Genomic DNA, 543 nt, shown 5'->3' with positions numbered 1-543 from the left:
GGTTTTTGATTATTTGCCCAAAACTACAAATCCAATTGAATCATCATTATTAGATCATTCTGTTAAAAGTTTGAATAAAGACACTGAAAAAATTCAACAAATTCAGTGGAGCACTTCATATAACAAAATCCATTACAAATTAGAATCTCAAAAGAATTATCAAAGTATTACAATACCTAATATCTATTATCCTGGATTTCATGCTTATGTAAATAATATAGAATTACCGATTAAAATTGATAAAAACAAAGCTATTAACATTCCTGTCCGAAGGGGAATAAACGATATTAATATCGTTTACAAAAAAACTATTACACAAATTATTACTTTATGGATCAGTCTTCTTAGCTGGATTTTATTAATAGTTTGGATTCTTTGTAAGTGTGTGATTAGTAGACAATTAAAATATAAAAGTGTAGCTAAATAGAGTTAAAAACGTGGAGAAACCATTCTTCCACGTTTTTAATATGCGTAAATAGTGTTTTTTGTTAGTTAAAAGTCTGATATCATTGTAATTGTGTCCAATATTACATACTTAGGAGA

The 543-nt window shown here is 26.7% G+C and carries 1 pseudogene; it reads left to right on the top strand.

Features of this window, described 5'->3' with window-relative positions:
* Positions 1–427 (top strand): annotated as a pseudogene (locus AC6UDG_RS07280) (hypothetical protein); the annotation flags it as partial.
* Positions 428–543: the final 116 nt, after the last annotated feature.

The sequence above is a fragment of the Fructilactobacillus sp. X2R1C1 genome (assembly GCF_059901435.1).
Note: the sequence above shows the minus strand (reverse complement) of the source record. Positions and strands in the feature narration are given on the sequence as shown.